Source organism: Chryseobacterium ginsengisoli (assembly GCF_039542325.1).
Lineage (GTDB): Bacteria > Bacteroidota > Bacteroidia > Flavobacteriales > Weeksellaceae > Chryseobacterium > Chryseobacterium ginsengisoli.
In genome coordinates, this window is the sequence record NZ_BAABHX010000001.1 from 15,355 (window position 1) to 31,651 (window position 16,297).

At 33.3% G+C, this 16,297-nt stretch carries 16 protein-coding genes and 1 tRNA gene; 11 read left to right on the forward strand and 6 right to left on the reverse strand.

What is annotated here, in order from left to right; all coding sequences use genetic code 11:
- Positions 1-65: 65 nt before the first annotated feature.
- The 4 genes from ABD940_RS00105 to ABD940_RS00120 all read right to left on the reverse strand — a co-directional run bounded on the left by ABD940_RS00105 (position 66) and on the right by ABD940_RS00120 (position 5,471).
- A tRNA-Arg gene (locus tag ABD940_RS00105) sits at positions 66-139 on the reverse strand.
- Between the two features lie 74 nt (positions 140-213).
- Positions 214-1,977, reverse strand: coding sequence for a TonB-dependent receptor (locus ABD940_RS00110; protein WP_345199482.1), 1,764 nt, complete (start codon positions 1,975-1,977; stop codon positions 214-216).
- Between the two features lie 33 nt (positions 1,978-2,010).
- Complete coding sequence (locus ABD940_RS00115) at positions 2,011-2,508, reverse strand: hypothetical protein (RefSeq protein ID WP_345199484.1); 498 nt, start codon at positions 2,506-2,508, stop codon at positions 2,011-2,013.
- On the reverse strand, positions 2,508-5,471 hold the full coding sequence (locus ABD940_RS00120; RefSeq protein WP_345199486.1) for a tetratricopeptide repeat protein: 2,964 nt from the start codon (positions 5,469-5,471) through the stop codon (positions 2,508-2,510). Before ABD940_RS00120 ends, ABD940_RS00115 begins: the two co-directional genes overlap by 1 nt.
- A gap of 250 nt (positions 5,472-5,721) precedes the next feature.
- Here ABD940_RS00120 and ABD940_RS00125 point away from each other — a divergent pair, with 250 nt between their 5' ends.
- The 3 genes from ABD940_RS00125 (at position 5,722) to ABD940_RS00135 (ending at position 8,481) form a co-directional block, all read left to right on the forward strand.
- Positions 5,722-7,530: an amino acid permease gene (locus tag ABD940_RS00125; RefSeq protein WP_345199488.1), complete on the forward strand. Its 1,809-nt coding sequence runs from the start codon at positions 5,722-5,724 to the stop codon at positions 7,528-7,530.
- Positions 7,531-7,668: 138 nt separating this feature from the next.
- The gene (locus ABD940_RS00130) at positions 7,669-8,007 is read left to right on the forward strand and encodes an Mpo1-like protein (RefSeq protein ID WP_345199492.1); all 339 of its coding nucleotides are present in this window, start codon (positions 7,669-7,671) and stop codon (positions 8,005-8,007) included.
- Between the two features lie 126 nt (positions 8,008-8,133).
- Positions 8,134-8,481: a DUF4377 domain-containing protein gene (locus ABD940_RS00135; RefSeq protein ID WP_345199494.1), complete on the forward strand. Its 348-nt coding sequence runs from the start codon at positions 8,134-8,136 to the stop codon at positions 8,479-8,481.
- Positions 8,482-8,520: 39 nt separating this feature from the next.
- On the opposite strand, the gene ABD940_RS00140 is transcribed toward ABD940_RS00135, so the two are convergent.
- On the reverse strand, positions 8,521-9,471 hold the full coding sequence (locus tag ABD940_RS00140; RefSeq protein WP_345199497.1) for an SPFH domain-containing protein: 951 nt from the start codon (positions 9,469-9,471) through the stop codon (positions 8,521-8,523).
- A 189-nt stretch (positions 9,472-9,660) separates the two neighbouring features.
- On the opposite strand from ABD940_RS00140, the gene ABD940_RS00145 reads away from it, so the two are divergent.
- The 6 genes from ABD940_RS00145 to ABD940_RS00170 all read left to right on the forward strand — a co-directional run bounded on the left by ABD940_RS00145 (position 9,661) and on the right by ABD940_RS00170 (position 13,428).
- Positions 9,661-10,233: a Crp/Fnr family transcriptional regulator gene (locus ABD940_RS00145; RefSeq protein ID WP_345199499.1), complete on the forward strand. Its 573-nt coding sequence runs from the start codon at positions 9,661-9,663 to the stop codon at positions 10,231-10,233.
- A 110-nt stretch (positions 10,234-10,343) separates the two neighbouring features.
- Positions 10,344-10,877, forward strand: a complete 534-nt coding sequence (locus ABD940_RS00150) for a YceI family protein (protein ID WP_345199501.1) — start codon at positions 10,344-10,346, stop codon at positions 10,875-10,877.
- A gap of 31 nt (positions 10,878-10,908) precedes the next feature.
- A complete protein-coding gene (locus ABD940_RS00155) occupies positions 10,909-11,130 on the forward strand; it encodes a tautomerase family protein (protein ID WP_345199503.1) in 222 nt (73 codons plus the stop codon).
- A gap of 7 nt (positions 11,131-11,137) precedes the next feature.
- The gene (locus ABD940_RS00160) at positions 11,138-11,869 is read left to right on the forward strand and encodes an SDR family NAD(P)-dependent oxidoreductase (protein WP_345199506.1); all 732 of its coding nucleotides are present in this window, start codon (positions 11,138-11,140) and stop codon (positions 11,867-11,869) included.
- Positions 11,870-11,871: 2 nt separating this feature from the next.
- Positions 11,872-12,324 carry a nuclear transport factor 2 family protein gene (locus ABD940_RS00165; RefSeq protein ID WP_345199508.1) on the forward strand — a complete coding sequence of 151 codons (453 nt, stop codon included), beginning with the start codon at positions 11,872-11,874 and terminating at the stop codon, positions 12,322-12,324.
- Between the two features lie 30 nt (positions 12,325-12,354).
- Positions 12,355-13,428, forward strand: coding sequence for an NAD(P)H-dependent flavin oxidoreductase (locus ABD940_RS00170; RefSeq protein WP_345199510.1), 1,074 nt, complete (start codon positions 12,355-12,357; stop codon positions 13,426-13,428).
- A 7-nt stretch (positions 13,429-13,435) separates the two neighbouring features.
- Here the strand turns inward: ABD940_RS00170 and ABD940_RS00175 are convergent, their stop codons facing one another.
- Positions 13,436-14,791 carry a deoxyguanosinetriphosphate triphosphohydrolase gene (locus ABD940_RS00175; RefSeq protein ID WP_345200703.1) on the reverse strand — a complete coding sequence of 452 codons (1,356 nt, stop codon included), beginning with the start codon at positions 14,789-14,791 and terminating at the stop codon, positions 13,436-13,438.
- 161 nt (positions 14,792-14,952) lie between these two features.
- Here ABD940_RS00175 and ABD940_RS00180 point away from each other — a divergent pair, with 161 nt between their 5' ends.
- Positions 14,953-15,495 (forward strand): hypothetical protein, encoded by a 543-nt coding sequence (locus ABD940_RS00180; RefSeq protein ID WP_345199512.1) that lies wholly within the window; start codon positions 14,953-14,955, stop codon positions 15,493-15,495.
- A 62-nt stretch (positions 15,496-15,557) separates the two neighbouring features.
- Complete coding sequence (locus tag ABD940_RS00185) at positions 15,558-16,292, forward strand: DNA-formamidopyrimidine glycosylase family protein (protein ID WP_345199514.1); 735 nt, start codon at positions 15,558-15,560, stop codon at positions 16,290-16,292.
- Positions 16,293-16,297: the final 5 nt, after the last annotated feature.

Consider the following 16,297-nt stretch of genomic DNA (forward strand, 5'->3'; position numbering starts at 1 on the left):
TCCAAGTGATGATTAAAATTAGAAAAGCGCCAAATAACTTTTTATTTGGCGCTTTTTGCAATTAGTGACTTCGGAGGGGTTCGAACCCCCAACCCTCGGAGCCGAAATCCGATATTCTATCCAGTTGAACTACGAAGCCGATTATAATTGATAAACGATAATTTATAAGTGACATGATAATCATTCATCAATTATCATTTATCAATAATTATTTTAGAAAGTAATCTTCACTCCTCCCAAAATCTGTGCACCAAGAACTTTGTATCCTTTGTACGTCTGATATTTTGAGCTCAGAAGATTATTCCCGAGCGCGAAAATACTGAAATTTTTGTGAACTTTATACTCTGCCGAAAGATTTAAATCTGCATAGCCGCCAACTTTGTCATTCGTATTCTCTGTAGATTGGTAAAACATCGGGCTTCCGACACCTTCAATCATGAAAGAATTCGTTGTTCTGTCACTTGCAAAAATCCCTTTAAAACCAAGCATTAATTTCTGATCAAGCATTGTATACTTCGCTCCAAGACTTGCTGTCAACAATGGAACGTTGTAAATATTTTCGTAATTATTTAAGTCAAATTTTGTGAATTTTACTTCTGTATCTAGTACTAAATTCGCCAAAGGAAAATACTGCAAACTCCCTTTGATATCACCTACATTTCCGTCATCATAAACTGTCGAAAAAGTATTGGCAAAGTTGTAGGCAGAGCGGTTTAAAGTATAGCTGTTATCAAAAATACTGTTTGCCTTAAAGAACATAATATCTCTCATTTTTCCATAGCCTGCTGAAACATCGTATTTGAACATTTCATCGATATCTCCTCTCAAACCTACATAAAAATGATATTTTGTTTCTGTTGGTCTTAAATATTGATCAGAAACAATGAATGGGTTTTGTTGCAATAAATCAGCATATGTATTGATTTTCAAACCTCCGTCAACTCCTCCGTAAAATTTAAATTCTTTGGCTGCAGCAAATTGAAATTCCGCTTCCGGAAACCAATATGTCTTATTATTTTTCATTTGCCCCGCCATCAGATCGTTTGAATTTTTGGCATTCAAAAACGAAAAGTTAGAACCTAATCTTAAATAAGAATCTCCTTTGCTAAATGTCACTTTTGGAGTTAAACTTGTATTAAAAAAGTTTGAAGAATTTTTATCTCTTATAGCAAAATCAGATTTTACAGTTTCCAATTCAACGCCTAAATCTGCATTTAAATTAATTCCGGATTTTCCGATCTCAACGCCATGTTTAGAGAAATTCGCCAACACTGAAGCCTGATTTTCCTGAGCATCAAAATGATCTTTTAAAAATGAAGATTTTACACGTACATCATTTAAAATTTCATTGGAATAAAAATCGTAATAACCATTTACTTTAAACTGATTCACTCTTTGATCCAAATCAACATCTCCAGGATTTAAGGCATAAATACCATAATAATTATAGCTGTTTAAGCCATATTCGGCATTCAAATTAAATTTTCCCTTATCTGCGTAAGAATTAAGATAAGCTCCCAACGTTGTAGAACTTTGCTTGGAATCCCAATCATATTCTTTTTTCAACCCTTGAGTGGATAGGAAATGAGCATCTAACCCTACTTCAATTTTATTTTGTAATGTTTTAGAAATATTGGCATCACCTAAAATTTTGCCGTAATTCCCCATTCCGAACTGGATGTAATTATTCTGAGCCGAACCTTCAAATTTCGGAGTAACATCCGCTCCCTGAATCGTCGAAGTTTTGAAATCCGAAACCGCAGGAACATCTGTAATATTGTATTGTACAGGGTTCTGAGATTTCTCTTCCGGTGGATAATTTTTAATTGTTTCCACAGAAGTCTTCTTTTTTTCGATCTTTTTTACTTCCGGTTCTCTTTTTTTATTAAGAATCAGCTTTTCTTCTTTGATCTGGGAAAACGCAACCGACGAGATCCCTAAAAATAATATAGATAATATTTGAATTTTCTTATTCATACTCTTAATTTTAATCACAAAGGATTTAAAAATCTATTGAATATTATTGTTTATTTTTTTAATTAATCCTCCACCTAAAAAATCGTGGAAGATTCCAACACTTTCATCTCTTTTATACAAATAATTATAAAATGTTCCTTCAGATTTTTTACCATTATTTAAGTAATAACCTATAAAGTGATTAGGATTAAACCTAAAATCATTTATAACAATATAAGATGTATAAAAATTTATTCCTGACCTATTTAAAGGAGCAAAAAAATCGCCCGCCCAATTTCCTCCAAACAATCTGATAACTGACTCTCCAATATACGCCGTTAGAAAAGCCTCTAAAATACTTCGATCATTTAGATCCTGCTCTGAATATTTCTCTAAAATCTGATCAATTTCAATTTCTAAACTTTCTAATGAAAAATTGAGGTTAAATCCTTTTCTATTCATTATTGTAGCAAAATGCTCTGCGCATATCTCCGGCTTCATTGGCTCAGAAATAGAATATTCATATGGAAGATTTTCTCCTAAAAATATCATTACTTTTTAATAGTCTTTTTAACCTCTTTTGCTTCTGCAACAATTTCAGGGAAATCTTTGTAATTTTCAATGATCTGATCACAAGTGTAACTCGCCTGATAATTATCTTTTAAGCCAATATAATTTTTCGCCATCAAAACCAGCGCTTTTGCACCCCAATATTCTTCTGAAGCATAATTATTAGCTAACTTGAAGATCGTTTCATTAGAAGATTTAAAGGCTTTTCCTTTGTTTTGATAATATGCTTTTGCATACAAAGATTCTGCCGCAACTGATGTATTTGAAGACTTTTCAAGAGAAGTATAAGCGGTTTGCGCATCTTTATCTTTCCCTGAATTCATCAAACTTCTCGCCTTGATTACTTTTGCAGTCTCAATTACAGCTGCCGAGTTTTTACTGTTTGCTATTACCGCATCAGCTAATTTTTCCGCCTGAGAGAAATTCTTTTCATCTGCGTAGATCTTCATTAATTCTACATTTGCGTAATTTTTAATGTTAACATCTGATGAATTTTTAATATTTTCAAGATACTTCTTAGCTTCAGTTGTGTTCCCTTGGTTTACATAAATTTGAGCTAAACGAGTCTGTGCATCATCCTGATAATCATTGGCAACATTAGCAACTTCCTGTAAAACCAGAAGAGATTTCGTTGTATCTTTTGTTTGATAATAGCTTTCCCCTAATTCATATTTCGCTTGATAAAGCCCCTCTCCTGTTGGATTTTGAGTTAAATATTTTTCGTAATAAGAAATCGCATTTTTATAATCTTTCTTCGTGAAATATTGTTTTGCAGTCGATAGATTAATTTCATCAATTTCTGCAGCATCTACATTTACTCCTAAGTTTCTTGCGAAACTTTCATAACCTGCAACATCACCATTTTTGGTAAAGATAGGTTTCGCAGCCTGAACTATTTTTTCTGCGTAAGCTGTATTTTTATACTGATCTCCAAGAGTTCTTAATTCAGATAAAGCCTTATCACCTTGATTCTGATCGATATAATTCTGCGCTCTGTAAATCGATGCATTTGCTACTAAATCTTTATCAGATGAAGTTTTAATTACTTTATTAAAGAAATCATTAGAATTATTAAAATCATCCTGTGCTGCGTAAGCCGTTCCGATTTCGTATTGAGCGTCGTCGTAATAATCAGAACCAGGATATTTAGATAAAAGATTTTTAAGATTTGTAATTTTTGCCTGAGTATCACCTTTAAATCCTAAAGCCATTGCCTTTTGGTACAAAGTATAATCTGTTGCATCTTCATTTTTATCGTAGATCGCGATCGCTTCGTTCAAATTATTATTTGCATAATTGATGTCCGCTAAACGAAGTTCCGCATCATTTTTAAACTCAGGTTTCGGATTGGTCAAATATTGTTTAAAATATGTTTCCGCTTGATCGAATTTTTTAGATTTAAAATAAGCATATCCTAAATCGTAAGGCAATTGCTGTTTTTCTGGGAAAGTTTCGGTAAGTAATTTTTCATAACGGGCAATCGCAGAAGGATAATTCCCTTTTTGATAATAAACCTGTCCCAACCAATATAATGCTCTGTTATTGAATTCTTTATTGATATTAAATCCTAAGCTTCTCAATAAATATTGTTCAGCCCCATCGTAATTTCCTTTATTGAACTCTTCTGTTCCCAATAAGTAAGAAACTTCCTGATCGATTTTATTGATTTCCGGAGTTGAATTCTGCAATCTGTCAATCGCATTTAACGTTTCTTTGTAATTTCCTGAATATAAGTAAGATTTCACCAAAAGTGATCTCATTTCAGGAGCATTTGCATCATTTTGATTTTCATTAATATAATTCTGAATAACTGTTGAAGCACTTTCAAACGGGTTTCCGATGTCATAGCTTAATTTTGCATATTGTTCGTGCGCCAGTTTTTTTACTTTTTTATCATAATTCATCTGATACGCAGAACGGAATGCAGAAAGTGCTTCTTGTTTTTTACCAACCGCTAAATAAGCATTACCTAACTGATAATAAGCATTTTGAGCCAAAGCGGAATTACTGTTCAATAACTGATTGTAATAAGAAACCGCTTCATCATATTTTTTAAGCTGAGCCGCGACAAATCCCATCTCGTAAAGATCATTTTCAGACGGATTTTGCTGAACAGTCAGATAATCTTTTAAGTGAGGATAAGCCGAAGTGTAATCATTTTTCATGAAATAACTTTCACCGATGATCTTGTGAACTTCAGCCTTATAAGAATCGGAAATATCTTCATTTAGCAAAGCTGTTCCTTCGGAAATTGCCTTGTCATAATCCTTATCATTATAGTACATCTGAACATAATAAGGACGAACCAATTTAGAATATTTAGCCTGATCTTTTATAGAATCAAAATATTTAAAAGCTTTATCATTCTGTCTGTTCGAATAATAAAGGTGACCCAACATATAAGCAATATCGCCTTTTTGAGATTGATCTGCTGTTTTGTACGCTTCTTCCAATGCATCTGTTGCTCCTTTAGAATCGCCCATCATGAATTTAGCATACCCTAATTTCAGGATATACTGTGTATTTTCTTCTTTTGAAAGCTGGTACTGATTTACTTTTTTCAAAGTTTCCAATGCTTTCTGAAAATCTTTTTTAGCCAAATAATAATCAGCCAGCGGTAAATTTGCCTGAGCAAAATAGGCAGAATTCGGATATTCTTTCATAAAAGCAGTCAAACCCTCTTCTGCGTGATTTTTCTGAAGAATTACCCCGATTACATTATCAAAAAACTGCGCAGCTTCCTTCCTCGACCTTGACAAATTCTGATTATAGAAATACTGTCTTGCATATTCGTATTGAGAAGCGTTGTATATTTTGGTCTGATAAAGATTTTCAGCTAGATTGAATCTGTAGTTTTCCTGTTGTGTAAAGTACTGAGACTGCTGCGCATCGGAGATTCCGAAATACATGACAGCAACCGCTAAAAGTATTTTTCTTGATTTCATTAATTTTAAATTTTGAAACGTGTAAGCCTGAAAATCAGGTCTAATATTTAAAATTACGGGAAATATTTATCCACAATTTATCAACGAAAATATTGAAAAGATATTGTATAAACAAGCCTTTTAACACATTGTTAATAACTCCATTCTTTTTTAAGACTTCTTAACTTTTTGATAAGAAACCTTAAGAAAATAAAAATTATTTCCTAGAAATAATTACATTTGCTTTTTTCGAAATCAAATATAGAATTGAATGAATCAACTTTTTAGAAGGAAACCATTGAATGCCACAATTTTGGAAGGAGGTGATGGTGAAAACCATTCTTTAAACAAAGTTTTAAGTGTAAAAGATTTAACGTTTTTCGGTATTGCTGCAATTATTGGAGGTGGTATTTTCAGTGCGATTGGTAATGCCTGTTTTTCTGGCGGTCCCGGTGTTATTTTCTTATATGCTATTTGTGCCGTTGCATGCGGATTTACAGCAATGTGTTATGCAGAATTTGCTTCGCGGGTTCCGGTTTCTGGAAGTGCTTATACTTATGCTTATGTTTCTTTTGGGGAGATTTTTGCATGGATCATTGGTTGGGCTTTAATTATGGAATATTCCATCGGAAATATTTACATCGCCTTTTCGTGGAGTGGTTATTTTACCAATTTACTCGACACATTTGGAATTCATTTGCCGGAATGGCTTACCATTAATTATAAATCTGCACATTCTATTTTTGATAATAATACAGCTTTTATTCAAAGTATAAATAACTATCTGTCGAATAAAGCCAGTCTTGTACATAATTCTCCTTTAGAAAGTTATTTAACCTCTAATGAAGTGAAAGGACATCTGAAAGAAGGGCAAAACATTGCAACCATTCTTCAAAAAAAGATAACAACACTACAAAATGCAGAAGGCTTTTTAGCATGGAAAAACCCACCACTTTTAGGAGGTTTAAAAGTAATATTTGATTTACCTGCTTTATTAATTAATGTATTAATTACCTATTTGGTTTACAGAGGAACTAAAGAATCTAAAAACTTCAGTAACTTAATGGTTTACATAAAACTAGCCGTAATTCTTCTTGTGATTATCGTAGGTTTTGCCTATGTTGACATTGATAACTGGACACCGTTTTTACCTAATGGTTTTGGTGGAGTTATGGCAGGGGTTTCCGCAGTTTTTTATGCTTATATTGGCTTTGATGCCGTTTCTACTTTAGCAGAAGAAGCGAAAAATCCTCAAAAAGATTTACCAAGAGGGATGATTTACTCTTTGGTAATCTGTACAGTTGTTTATATTATCCTGGCTTTGGTTCTTACCGGAATGGTTTCCTATAAAGAATTGGGCGTTTCTGATCCTTTAGCGGAAATATTTGCATTAAAAGGAGTAAAATGGATGCTTTTCATTGTATCAATATCTGCAGTTGTAGCAATGACAAGTGTTTTATTGGTTTTCCAAATGGGACAGCCAAGAATCTGGATGACAATGAGTAGAGATGGCTTGATGCCAAAAAAATTGTCTGAAATCCACCCTAAATATAAAACACCCGGTTTTGCAACAATTCTTACAGGTATTGTTGTAGGGCTTCCTATATTTTTTACAGACGAAAATTTAATTTTAGATTTTACAAGTATTGGAACCTTGTTTGCCTTCGTTCTTGTTTGTGGAGGTGTATTGATGCTTTCGCCACAAAGTGAAGAAGAAATGGCTGAAAGAAAAGGAAAGTTCAAAATTCCTTATATCAATTCAAAATACATTTTCCCTATCGGATTTGTTTTGAGTTTGATTTTTGTGAATTATCTTTTCCCCACTTATTTTTCTGATATATTTAAAGATGTAGTGAAGAATATTCCGCTGATTTCTTTTTATTTGGTTTGCATAGTTATTTCTGTCTTAGCTTTTGTTAAAAACCTTTCTTTAATTCCAGTTTTAGGGTTAATTTCTTGCTGTTATCTTTTAACAGGAATGAGTACAGAAAACTGGTCTTGGTTTGGAATTTGGTTGGTTTTAGGATTAATTTTCTATTTTTCTTATGGTAGAAAAAACAGTAAACTTGGGAAAGCTTAATTTTCAATAGGTTAGAAATAAAATATAATAAAAAGGCAAAATTGTTAATCGCAGTTTTGTCTTTTTTCTTTTTAGTAGTTTTCTTTGATCTTGGCTAAATTATTGCTTTAATTCTTCTAATATTAAACTAAAACTGCCATGTCTGAAAGAATAAAAACATTCAAAGAATTTTACCCGTTTTACCTTACTGAACATAGTAGAACAGGAACCAGAATATTTCATTTTATCGGAACATTACTCGTTTTTTTCGTGATCGGATATGTTATCAGTTCAGGAAAAGAAAGATTTCTGTGGTACATTCCGATTTTCGGGTATGGTTTTGCATGGTTTAGTCATGCTGTGATTGAAAAAAATAAGCCCGCAACTTTTAAATATCCTTTATGGTCGTTAATTTCGGATTTCAGATTATTTTTCGAGTTATTGATTGGGAAGCAAAGTTTTATTGGGGCAAGTAGACCCAAAAAGCCTTGGGAATAATTTCATCTATAAAGTTGAAAAAAATCTGAATTGCTAAGGTTTTTAAAAACTAATTATCATTAAAAGACTGATTTCAAAAATATTTTCGGCATAAAAATTGTCTATTCCAGCTCTAAAATTTGAATTATGAAAAATATTACAACACTTCTAAAAGTACTATTTTCTGCAGTTTTCATATTGGTATTGGCACAATGTACTGCAACAACAAGCGCTTCCAGTGAAAATGAAAAAACATTTATTGTAGGACCTGAAACTGCAGACTGCACAGGAGTTGCTCCAATGAAATGTCTTCAGGTAAAAGAAAACAGTTCAGGTGAATGGACAAATTTTTACAGCAATATTGAGGGATTTACTTACGAGCCAGGTTATGAATATGTTTTAAAAGTAAAAACCGAAAAAATTGAAAACCCTCCTGCAGACGGATCTTCAATAAAATATACATTAGTAAAGCAAGTTTCTAAAACGAAGAAATAAGTCATAAAAAAACCTCCGGAATTTCGGAGGTTTTTATTTTTATAAATTGCTTTTTGTCCCGTGATTATGATCTTTTGGAGGTGGCGGATAATTCCCTTTTGTCACCTCTCCTACTGTATTTGCGGTCGTCATTGCTACAACCAGATCATTCAGCATTCCGCTTGCTGCAGTTGGCGAATTTGGCAATAGAACCAAATTACTTCTGCTACTTGCTCCAACAGAATGCAATGTATCATAATGTTGTGTAACCACAATCAATGCAGAAGCTTCGTGAGAATTAATATCAACATTATTCAACATTCTTACAGATTCTTCAAGACCTTTTGCAATTTCTCTCCTTTGGTCTGCAATACCTTGTCCTTGTAATTTTTTAGATTCAGCTTCTGCCTTTGCAACCGCTACAATTCTGATTCTCTGCGCTTCAGATTCGTATTCTGCAGCTGTTTTTTCTCTTTCCGCAGCGTTGATTCTGTTCATTGCATGTTTTACCTGTTCATCAGGATCGATATCAGTTACCAAAGCTTTAATAATATCATAACCATAACTTTGCATCGCTTCCTGAAGTTCGGCTTTTACCGCGACAGCAATATCATCTTTTTTCAGGAAAACATCATCCAGTTTTAATTTCGGAACTTCCGCTCTTACAACATCAAAAACATAAGAAGTAATCTGATCATGTGGACTTTCAAGTCTATAAAAAGCATCTGCAACCTGAGTTCTGATCACCTGAAACTGCACGGAAATTTTCATTTTCACAAAAACATTATCCAGCGTTTTGGTATCGATCATTACATCCAATTGTTGAATTCTGAGATTCATTCTTTTTGAAATTTTATCTAAATAAGGTATTTTGAGCTGCAAACCCGCGTGACGGACTGAGTGAAATTTCCCTAAACGCTCCACAATTGCCGCAGTTTCCTGTTTTACAGTGAAAAAAGAGGCAAATAATGTCACTAATCCGATAAAAACAATAATTCCTAAATATGCCATAATTTGATTTTTTTAATGAGTCGTTATTATTTATGTTTTGTTAAAAATAATGAAAAATATAAGAACAATCAAAGAAGAATTGCTTTTAAAATATTGAAATTCAATATCATTTAAAATGATCTTAATATTTGATTTCTAAGTTAAAATTATTTTAAGAAAAGACTTAATTTTGATTATTAATTATCCATTATGGTCGATGCAAAAGAAATATTAAAATCACATATCTCAAGATTTGCTTCTCTTACTGACAATCAGTTTGAGTATGTTTTTGGGCATTTTAATATGATCAATCTTAAAAAAGGGCAAATGCTGATCACGGAAGGAGATTTTGTAGATCATGAGTATTTCGTTTTAGATGGCTGTCTGAAAGCATTTTACCTTAATGATGCTATGAAAATGTTTATCCTTCAATTTGCCATGCAGAATTGGTGGGTAACAGATTTCGATGCACTTTACAGCAAAAACAGAGCAACTATCAACGTTGATTGCGTTACGAATGCAAGTATTTTATCCATTTCAAATGAAGATAGAGAAAAGATTTGCAGTGAAATTCATGAAGTGGAACATTTTTTCAGGTGGCGAACAAATAAAGGTTATGTTGCAGCCCAAAAACGTTTGCTTTCTTTCATGAATAACGATGCAAAATTCAGGTATGAAGAGCTTATGGCTTTGTATCCTCAATTATACAATTTAGTTCCTAAACACCTGATTGCCGCTTATTTGGGAGTCACGAGAGAGACTTTAAGCAGGCTTCACCAATAATTAATAACCTTAAAAACACAGATTAAACTTTCCCATATTTCGTGATGTACATCACGTAACTTTTCCTTCGATTCGGCTGAACTTTGTATCAACATTTAAAACAAATCAAAATGGATACAAAAAATTTTAAAGTAAACAGCAAAAACAGTTTAGTAGAGTGGATCGGAAGAAAAGTAACCGGAGCTCACAACGGAACCATCGAAGTAAAAGACGGAGATTTCACTTTTGAAAACAACAATCTTTTATCTGGCAAATTTGTAATCAATACAAGATCAATTACGATTCTCGATGTTGAAGATGCCGAAACCAACGTACAATTTGCCAGTCATTTGGCTTCAGACGATTTTTTTAATTCTGATCAGTTTCCTGATGCAGTTTTCGAAATCAAACATGCAGAACCAGACGATAATAACCTTTATTACGTAAAAGGAGACCTTACAATTAAAGGAATTACTCATTCAATTGATACTACTTTACAAATTGTAAAAACAGACAACGTTGCAGTTTTGGACGCTAAAATTGTAATCGACAGAACAAAATTCAATATCAAATTCAGATCATCAAATTTCTTTGCCAATCTTGGCGATACTTTGATCTACAATAATTTCGATTTGAATGTACATTTAGTTGCAGATGCGCAATAATTTATTTAATCACATTTAAAAATTTAACATTATGCCATTCATTAAAATAGATGTTTTACGCGAAGATATTAACCGCGAAAAAAAACAGGAATTAATCAGAAAAATCAGTGAAGTTGTTACTACAGTTTTGAATAAAGATCCGCATTTAACCCACATCATGATCAACGAAATAGAAGATGACAACTGGGGATATGCCGGAGAACAGGTTTCTGTGTTAAAAGAACAAGGATTTTCAACAGCCCAAAAAAAATAATTTAAAAATGAAAAAACAAACAGTAATCGTAACAGGCGCATCATCAGGAATAGGTTTGGAAGTTGCCCGTTATTTTTTAGACAGAGGTGATAATGTCGTGATTAATTCACAAACAGGATCAAAATTGCATGAAGTTTATAATGAACTGCGAGCGGGAGAAAATCTGGCGATGGTTGCAGGAAGTGTTGCCGATAAATCAACTGGAGAAGCGTTGGCAAAAGTTGCTATTGAAAGATTCGGTTCTATCGATGTATTGGTCAACAATGCAGGAATTTACGATAACAAACCATTTTTGGATGTTACCGAAGAATATTTAGATAAATTTTTAACAACGAATTTAAAAGGAACATTCTTCACAACGCAAGCTGTCATTCCTCAAATGATCAAGCAAAAAGACGGAGTTATCATCAACGTCGGAACACCTTTAGTTTACCACGCAATTGCGCAATCTCCATCGACTGCGCCGATCTCAAGTAAGGGAGCAATCCATGCTTTGACATTACAATTGGCGGCAGAATTTGGGAAAGATAATATCAGAGTAAACACAGTTGCACCTGGATTGATCAGAACACCAATGCACGATGAAAGTATTGACAACAATGCAGGAATACATCTGATCAACAGAATCGGAGAACCGGAAGAAGTTGCGCAAATGGTTCATGCTATTGCCAAGAACAAATTTATTTCGGGCGCCATTATTAATGTAGACGGAGGAATGGGCGCCGGACACAATTTATAAAAATGAAAATCTTATTAATAATCGCATGGCTGTTCAGTTTTCCATTGAACAGCTATGCACAAAAAACAAGTGTCATGAAAACAGATCAAACACAAGAAGCTGAAATAAAAAATGTTATTGAAAACTATTATTTCAAAGGAATTTATGAAGGAAACACCGAGCTTTTAAGAAAGGCTTTCTATAAAGATGCTTTGCTTTTCGGAGACATAAAAGGTGTCCCTTATTTTAAAACCGCAGCACAGTATATCGAAGGTGTCGGAAGTCGTGTAAGTCCACAAAAATCAGGGAAAGATTTTAAACCGACAATCATCTCAATTGATGTGATAAACTCGATTGCCACAGCAAAATTAAATGTAAAAATGTATGATTTTAATTACTATAATTTTATAACTTTCAATAAAATTAACGGTGAATGGTTCATTGTCAACAAAACATTAACCGACGTACAACCTTAATCTAGTTTTTTAACCAAAATCATCAAAATCATGTGGAATAAAAATAGAATTACAGAATTACTGGGAATTGAATATCCCATTATGCAGGGTCCTTTTGGCGGAGGTTTATCAACGATTGAACTGACGACAACGGTAAGTAATCTTGGCGGTTTGGGCGGATTCGGAGCTTATACTTTATCACCTCAGGAAATTTATGATATTCACAAACAAATAACATCTAAAACCGACAAACCTTATAACCTTAATCTTTGGGTAAACGATCACGACATCATCGATGAAGAACACACAAAACAGCAATATGAAAAGGCAATTGAGACTTTTAAACCATATTTTGATCTTTTAAATACCGAAATTCCTGCACCACCACCCTCTTTTGAATCGAGATTTCAGAATCAGTTGCAGGTTGTTTTTGATATTAAACCTAAAGTTTTCAGTTTTATGTTTGGACTTTTAGATCAAAATATAATTGAGGATCTTCACAAACAGGGAACAATCGTTTTCGGAAATGCTACAACTTTAGATGAATCTACTGCTTTGGAAAAATTGGGAGTTGATGTTATTGTTGCTTCTGGTTTCGAAAGTGGCGGTCACAGACCTTCATTTTTAGATAAATCCGAACTTTCTACAACGGGAACTTTTGCCTTGATTCAATTGGTTAAAGATAAAGTAAAAATCCCTGTTGCAGCAGCCGGAGGAATTGCCAACGGTCGAGGAATCGCCGGAGCTTTCACCTTGGGAGCTGAAGCTGTACAAATCGGGACTGCATTTTTGGCAACCGAAGAATCAGGAGCCTTACCTATTCACAAAGAATTTTTATTTTCCGATGCAGCAAAATCCACCACGCTTTCCAGAGCTTACACAGGAAGATTAGGACGCGGAATTACTACTAAAATCACAAGAGACGTATTGACTGCAACAGACAAAACATTGCCTTTTCCTTTACAAACAACCTTCATGGGAGCATTGAGAAAAGCTGCTCTGGAACAACAGAAAAATGATCTGGTTTTCTTTTGGTCTGGTCAGATTGCGCCGCTTTTAAAGCATAAAAAAGCCTCAACTTTAATGCAATCATTAATCGAAGAGGCTTCTGAATTATTAAAATAAATAGAAATTATACCGTCATTCCGATGTCAATTCCTTTGATTTTTCTGTAAAGATCGGTTGCATAATTGTCAGTCATTCCGGAGACGAAATCGATTACTCCGAGAACTTTCTGGTAGTCGGTTCCGTTTTCGTAAATGAATTGTTTTGGAATTAATTTTAATGCTTTTATATCGTAAGATTTAATTTTTTCTTCAGATTTTAAAATCGACGGAATAAAATGATCCAATAATTCATACATTACGTTGTAACCTGCATTTTCAATTTCTACAACGGCTTTGTGATTGTAAATTTTCTCCACCGAAAAACTCGCAATATCTTGTAATGCTTTATTTTCATTCTTGTACATATCAAGCAGACCGTTGCTAAGATTTCCTTCAAGAATCGTTTCAAAATTATGCTTATACATTTCGAGCGATTTATTAATCAATGCGTTGATAACTTTCGCTCTTAAATAAGAAATCTGCTCGTTTTCATTGGAAATGGAACTTAGTTTTCTTTCAATTCTGTCAACATCGCCCGTTTCAGATTTCACCAGTTCGAAAAATAAATTCTTACAATCTGCTGTCGAAACAATACCCAATCTGTGGGCATCTTCCATATCGATAATATTGTAGCAAATATCATCTGCCGCTTCTACCAGCCAAACAAATGGATGCCTTTTGAAAATATATGGCTCATCGTTTTCTAAAATTAAATTTGTTCCTTTGGCAATCTCAAGGAAAATATCTTTTTCATTCTGAAAGAAACCAAACTTTTTCCTGTGAATAATGCCTTTCTTTTTGGCAATCGCTTCACACGGATATTTTGCAATACTTGCCAATGTAGAAAATGTCAATTGAATTCCTCCTGCGTCTTTTCCTTGCTGCTGTTGTGCTAAAACTCTGATTGCATTGGCATTTCCTTCAAAATTAACCAAATCCGCCCATTCTTTTTCATTAAATTTTGGCTTTAAATCGGTTTCATTTCTATCAAAATAACTCGCAATCGCATCTTCACCGGAATGTCCGAAAGCGGGATTTCCGACATCGTGACACAAACAAGCCGCTGCAATTACATTTCCTAAATTATGAAGGTAAAAATTCCTGGAATCTTCTGTTAAATCATTTTTATAATTGTCATGAATAAATTCCCCGATAATACTTCCCAAACTCCTTCCAACAGATGAAACTTCCAACGAATGCGTCAAACGGTTGTGTACAAAAACACTTCCCGGAAGCGGAAAAACCTGCGTTTTATTTTGCAGTCTTCTGAAAGCGGATGAAAAAATAATTCTGTCAAAATCTCTCTGAAAATCCGTTCTTGAAGCCTTTGTATGTGGATTATTTCCTGTACGCTGATTGGTGAAAATCTGGTTTAAGTTCATCATTTTTCAAAATTACTCCAAATTTTATTTTTTATGAACTAATCGGATGATTTTTTCTAAAAAACTCTGATTCGCAACTTCTATTTTTCCGTAAAAATACCTGAAAAACTTTCTTCTATTTTACGCTAACTTTATGATTACTAATAACCAAAAACACGATCATGTCAGAATTACTACAACAAATATTGGGAAGTACGATTGTCACCGCCTTTTTTACAGCGATCATTGCTTATTTTTTTCATAAAAGAACGGAACGGCACAACTCCATCATTAAAAGAGAGTTTGAAGCTTTATCGAAAAAAGATAACTCTTATTTTGAATGGCGGAAAAATACTGTCGAATTATTAGGACAAGTTTATATTCATCTAAATCGGTTGAAGCTTGCTTTTCAAAACAAATATTCTAAAATTCAAAAATATGATCAATTTTATGAAGATGAAATTATCTTGAAATCCAATCAACACATTCGGGATTTACTGATCAATAACGGACATTCTCTCCCACCGGAATTATTGGATGAAGCGACAAAATTGGTCGAACATTTTGATGTCTGGTTAACAAAATACAATCAAATACGAATTTTAGATAAAGATTTTAATACAAAACAGATTTATGTTGGTCCCGACGGTTTTAGATTTCCTGAAAATGCAGAAAGAATGTTTAAAGAAAAATATATTGAGATGTTCAACGAGTTACATCGGTAAATTTAACTTAATTAAATTTTTTCGTGGCAAAATTATTGTTGTGTAAGATCTAAATTTAAAACATGCCTGAAGGTCCAACAATAGTATTAATGAAAGAAGATCTGCAAAAATTTGTCGGTCAGAAAGTAATTGAAGTTGAAGGAAATTCAATTAAAGAAACATCGGGAATTAAGAATGAGATTTTACGGGAGATAAAAACATTCGGGAAACAAACTTACCTTATCTTCGATACCATCAACATCCGGATTCATTTATTAATGTTCGGTTCTTACAGCTTGTTCGAAAAGAAAGATCAGAAAGATAATTTACGATTAGGTTTGATTTTTAAAGATGGAGGAATGTATTTTTATACCTGTAATGTAAAACTTGTTGATTCTGAATTTTTAGCTAAAATCGATTGGGAAGCCGATGTCATGAGTGACGATTGGAATCCTGAAAAAGCGAAAGAGAAATTAAAATCAAATCCTAAAATGATGGTTTCCGATGCTTTGATGGATCAGGATATTTTTTCAGGAGTTGGAAATATTATTAAAAATGAAGCTTTATTCAGAATTGGAGTTCACCCTGAAAGTTTGATTGGCAATTTACCTCCAAAAAAATTAGACGAACTAATTGAAGAAGCCCGAAATTACAGTTTCGACTTCAAAAAATGGAAAAAAGCAAATGTTCTGAAAAAACATTTTCAGGCTTATCACAGAGAAAAATGTCCAAAGTGTGGTTCAGAAATTATAAAAAAAGATACTGGTTCAGGCAAACGAACAAGTTTTTATTGTGAAAAAGATCAAAAATTATATTAAAAACA

Coding starts and splice junctions, on each gene's coding strand:
- ABD940_RS00110 (WP_345199482.1), bottom strand. CDS start 1,977: ATGAATAAGAAAATTCAAATATTATCTATATTATTTTTAGGGATCTCG.
- ABD940_RS00115 (WP_345199484.1), bottom strand. CDS start 2,508: ATGATATTTTTAGGAGAAAATCTTCCATATGAATATTCTATTTCTGAG.
- ABD940_RS00120 (WP_345199486.1), bottom strand. CDS start 5,471: ATGAAATCAAGAAAAATACTTTTAGCGGTTGCTGTCATGTATTTCGGA.
- ABD940_RS00125 (WP_345199488.1), top strand. CDS start 5,722: ATGAATCAACTTTTTAGAAGGAAACCATTGAATGCCACAATTTTGGAA.
- ABD940_RS00130 (WP_345199492.1), top strand. CDS start 7,669: ATGTCTGAAAGAATAAAAACATTCAAAGAATTTTACCCGTTTTACCTT.
- ABD940_RS00135 (WP_345199494.1), top strand. CDS start 8,134: ATGAAAAATATTACAACACTTCTAAAAGTACTATTTTCTGCAGTTTTC.
- ABD940_RS00140 (WP_345199497.1), bottom strand. CDS start 9,471: ATGGCATATTTAGGAATTATTGTTTTTATCGGATTAGTGACATTATTT.
- ABD940_RS00145 (WP_345199499.1), top strand. CDS start 9,661: ATGGTCGATGCAAAAGAAATATTAAAATCACATATCTCAAGATTTGCT.
- ABD940_RS00150 (WP_345199501.1), top strand. CDS start 10,344: ATGGATACAAAAAATTTTAAAGTAAACAGCAAAAACAGTTTAGTAGAG.
- ABD940_RS00155 (WP_345199503.1), top strand. CDS start 10,909: ATGCCATTCATTAAAATAGATGTTTTACGCGAAGATATTAACCGCGAA.
- ABD940_RS00160 (WP_345199506.1), top strand. CDS start 11,138: ATGAAAAAACAAACAGTAATCGTAACAGGCGCATCATCAGGAATAGGT.
- ABD940_RS00165 (WP_345199508.1), top strand. CDS start 11,872: ATGAAAATCTTATTAATAATCGCATGGCTGTTCAGTTTTCCATTGAAC.
- ABD940_RS00170 (WP_345199510.1), top strand. CDS start 12,355: ATGTGGAATAAAAATAGAATTACAGAATTACTGGGAATTGAATATCCC.
- ABD940_RS00175 (WP_345200703.1), bottom strand. CDS start 14,791: ATGAACTTAAACCAGATTTTCACCAATCAGCGTACAGGAAATAATCCA.
- ABD940_RS00180 (WP_345199512.1), top strand. CDS start 14,953: ATGTCAGAATTACTACAACAAATATTGGGAAGTACGATTGTCACCGCC.
- ABD940_RS00185 (WP_345199514.1), top strand. CDS start 15,558: ATGCCTGAAGGTCCAACAATAGTATTAATGAAAGAAGATCTGCAAAAA.